The 3,199-nt window shown below is 76.8% G+C and carries 5 protein-coding genes; 1 reads left to right on the forward strand and 4 read right to left on the reverse strand.

The features are described from left to right. A partial coding sequence (locus tag VR45_RS34585; RefSeq protein ID WP_052709603.1) for a DUF5937 family protein occupies positions 1-830 on the reverse strand: 830 nt, incomplete at its 3' end. 78 nt (positions 831-908) lie between these two features. On the opposite strand from VR45_RS34585, the gene VR45_RS34590 reads away from it, so the two are divergent. After that, positions 909-1,793 carry an alpha/beta hydrolase gene (locus VR45_RS34590; RefSeq protein ID WP_045943871.1) on the forward strand — a complete coding sequence of 295 codons (885 nt, stop codon included), beginning with the start codon at positions 909-911 and terminating at the stop codon, positions 1,791-1,793. 21 nt (positions 1,794-1,814) lie between these two features. On the opposite strand, the gene VR45_RS34595 is transcribed toward VR45_RS34590, so the two are convergent. The 3 genes from VR45_RS34595 to VR45_RS48100 all read right to left on the reverse strand — a co-directional run bounded on the left by VR45_RS34595 (position 1,815) and on the right by VR45_RS48100 (position 3,176). Continuing rightward, positions 1,815-2,615 carry an aminoglycoside adenylyltransferase family protein gene (locus tag VR45_RS34595; RefSeq protein ID WP_045943872.1) on the reverse strand — a complete coding sequence of 267 codons (801 nt, stop codon included), beginning with the start codon at positions 2,613-2,615 and terminating at the stop codon, positions 1,815-1,817. A 57-nt stretch (positions 2,616-2,672) separates the two neighbouring features. Then, positions 2,673-2,936 (reverse strand): hypothetical protein, encoded by a 264-nt coding sequence (locus VR45_RS34600; protein WP_045943873.1) that lies wholly within the window; start codon positions 2,934-2,936, stop codon positions 2,673-2,675. Between the two features lie 84 nt (positions 2,937-3,020). Then, positions 3,021-3,176, reverse strand: coding sequence for a DUF6131 family protein (locus VR45_RS48100; protein WP_199839791.1), 156 nt, complete (start codon positions 3,174-3,176; stop codon positions 3,021-3,023). Between the last annotated feature and the right edge of the window lie 23 nt (positions 3,177-3,199).

The raw sequence follows: 3,199 nt of genomic DNA on the forward strand, positions 1-3,199 counted from the left end.
TCGGCGAGTTCGGGGGTGCTCAGCGGTTCGGCGAGCGCGTCCAGCAGGGCGGCCCGGGTGCGGCCGAGGACGGCGCCCAGCCCCTCCGAGGACGGACGGGGCCGCTCCCAGAGCAGTCCGACGCCGGCCGCCGGGTAGCGGATCGAGGCGGCCGCGAGCGGCGAGTGGTCGACCAGCACGTCCGGCCAGGCGAACACGGACGGCATCAGCACCAGGCCGTGCCCGCCGCCCGCGACCGTCCACGGCGCGGCGGGCCCGCGGCGGCCGCCCACCAGCAACTCGCCCTCCCGCCACACCACATCGGCGTGCAGTTCGGCGAACAGGCCCTCCACCCCGGCGTCCACCAGCGCCACCGCCCGCCGCCCCAGGTCCGCCTCCAGCACCGCGCGCATCCGCCCCCAGTGCGGGGCCACCAGCCGGGCGTGGCAGCGGTCCAGCGCGTCGGCGGCCCGGGCCAGCAGTTCGGCGGGCTCCGGCAGCTCGCGGGCCGCCCGGGCCCGGCCCAGCGCGGCGGCGCACTCGGCGGCGACATAGCCGGGGTCGACCGCGCGCAGGCTCGCCAGCTCGGTGGCGAAGTCGGGCACGGGCACCCGCCGGTCCGGCAGCGGGAACAGGAAGGCGGGCAGACAGCCCTCCAGCAGGGTCCGCAGCAGCGGCAGTTCGGGCTCGGCCGCGAGCACCGGGCGGGCCTCCCGCACCCACGGCAGATGGACCTGGTGACCGCCCGCGCCGAGCGCCACCCGCACCCCGAGCACCGTCTCGGCCAGCGGCGACACCGCGAGCCGCACCCGGGCCACCTCCGCCGCCGACAGCCGGATCTCCACCGCCACAACCGCCGCCCCCTCCCGATCATTAAGCCGTGGCTGAACAGTAGCCGGACCGGCCGGCCGCCCCGCAGGCTGTCCGGCATGAAGACCTTCACCGCGTACGACGGCACCGAGCTCGCCTTTCGCACTGTCGGCGACGGCCCGCCGCTGCTGGTCCTGCCCGGCGGGCCCGGTCGCGCCGCCGCCTACCTCGGCGACCTCGGCGGCCTCGCCGCGACCCGCACGCTGATCCTGCCCGACACCCGCGGCACCGGCGCCTCCGCGACCCCCGCCGACCCGGGCACCTTCCGCGTCGACCGGCTGGTCGAGGACGTCGAGGCGCTGCGCCGTCACCTCGGCCTGGAGCGCGTCGACCTGCTGGGCCACTCCGCCGGGGGCGGTCTCGGCCTCCTGTACGCCGCCGAGCACCCCGACCGGCTGACCGGCCTGGTCCTGGTCACCCCGTCCTTCGCCGCCGTCGGCGCGGCCTCCGACCTCGGCGCGGAGCAGGTGATCGCCGCCCGCGCCGCCGAACCCTGGTACGCCGAGGCGGTGGCCGCCTACCGTCGGGTGAAGTCCGCCCGGAGCTTCGCCGAGGCCGCCCCGCACCGGCTGGCCTTCGAACCCCTGATGTACGGCCGCTGGGACGACGCGGCCCGGGCCCACGCCGCCGCCGACCCGGCGCAGCGCTCGCTGGCCGTCAGCGAGAACTACTACGCCGGCTACACGCCCGACACCGAGCGACTGCGGCAGCGACTGGGCGCCCTGCCCTGCCCCGTCCTGCTGCTGGCCGGCGAACTCGACCCGTGGCCCACCGCGGCCTCCGTGGGCGCCGCGGCCCCGCTGTTCCCGGACGTGACGCTCGCCGTCCAGCCCGGGGGCGGCCACTACCCGTGGCTGGACGACCCGGCGGCCTTCGCGGCGACGGTGGAGGACTTCCTGCGCGGCACGGCCGACACCGGGGCGGCGGCGCAGGGCTCCCGCTGACGGCGGAGTGTGGGGCACGCCTCAGCGCGGCCCGTTCCGGGGGCTCAGCCGGTCGATCTCGGCGAGCACCCGGTCCGCGTGCGGGCGCACCCGCGACCGCAGCTCCCCGCTCCAGCTCTCCTCGGAGTAGCGGCAGTCGACGTAGAGCCGCCTGGCGGGGGCCAGCACGGGGCGGTGCTCGGGCGGGAGCCGGGCGAGGGCCCAGTCGGCGGCGGTGTCCTTCGAGCTGATCCGGCCGGTGGCGAGCGTGCTCCAGATCCGGGCGAGGGTGAGCAGCACGTTCCGGGTGTCGCCCTCCAGGTCGTCGAGCAGGCCGGGGAGGCACGCCACGCTCGCCCGGACCAGGTCGGTGTGCGGAACGGGGGCGAGGACCCGGGCCGGGGGCGGACCGGCGAGGGGGCGGTCGCCGGCCAGGGCCATCGTGATCAGCAGCGCCAGGTCGGGCATCGGCTCCGGTCGGGGGACGCTTCCGGCCTCGTAGTCGGCACGCAGCCACTCGCCGTACAGGAAGTCGCAGACCGGCGGGTAGCGCCAGGGCCGGACGTCGGACTGCACCACCACGGCGAGTTCGACCGGGCGCGCGCCGTCCTCGTCCCTGTCCGCGGTGCCGTCCCCGGCTCCGGGGCCGGAGATCCCGAGCAGGCCCCCGAGCAGCGCCGACCGCTCGCGCTCCGTCGGCGACCGCCGGGCGACCAGCAGGACGTCCAGGTCACTGGCCGGTCGGAGGCCGCCGAGCACGGCGGACCCGTGGAGGTAGACCCCGACGACGTCCCGGCCCAGTACGCCCTCGGCGAGTGCCACGATCCGCTGCAGCTGGTTCATCGCGCCAGTCTCCCCCGCCGTCCGGTCCGGCGGCCGTCCATTCCGGTCCGGCGGCCGTCAGGACGACCGCAGCGCCCGCTCGCACTCCCGGCAGCGCTGCTCGGCGAGGGCGGGCGGGTACCAGGGCTCACCCAGGCCAGCCCGGAAGTGGGCGTGCTCCATGCCCGCCGTGTCCCGCCCGCACAGGGTGCTCGGCAGCGGATCCTCCGGCACGTCGGGGTCCGACCCGGCCGCGTGCACACCCAGCACGGCGGGCTCCACCCCGTCCGGGCCGAGCAGCTGCCCGGGGTCCAACTCGTAGAGGACGACGATCGAGGCCATGGCACGAGGATCGGCCGCCCGGCGCCGCCGGACACCCCGGGTGGGCTGTTCGTGGGCGGCGGCCGGCAGCCGTCGGTGGCCGCATCAGTAGTAGTGGCGGCGTCCGCCGACCGCGTGGCCGAGGGCGCCGGCGATCAGCAGCACGACGCCGACGAGGAGGAGGACGATACCGATGGTCCACAGGATCGAGACTCCTGTGACAAATCCGATGATGAGCAGAATGACGCCGAGGACGATCACGGAAGCCTCCCGGTGGGTTCGGG

It is taken from the genome of Streptomyces sp. NRRL S-495, assembly GCF_000966955.1.
Taxonomy (GTDB): Bacteria; Actinomycetota; Actinomycetes; order Streptomycetales; family Streptomycetaceae; genus Kitasatospora; species Kitasatospora purpeofusca.

Excerpts from the sequence above, each read along its gene's own strand:
- VR45_RS34590 (WP_045943871.1), top strand. The coding sequence starts at position 909 with ATGAAGACCTTCACCGCGTACGACGGCACCGAGCTCGCCTTTCGCACT.
- VR45_RS34595 (WP_045943872.1), bottom strand. The coding sequence starts at position 2,615 with ATGAACCAGCTGCAGCGGATCGTGGCACTCGCCGAGGGCGTACTGGGC.
- VR45_RS34600 (WP_045943873.1), bottom strand. The coding sequence starts at position 2,936 with ATGGCCTCGATCGTCGTCCTCTACGAGTTGGACCCCGGGCAGCTGCTC.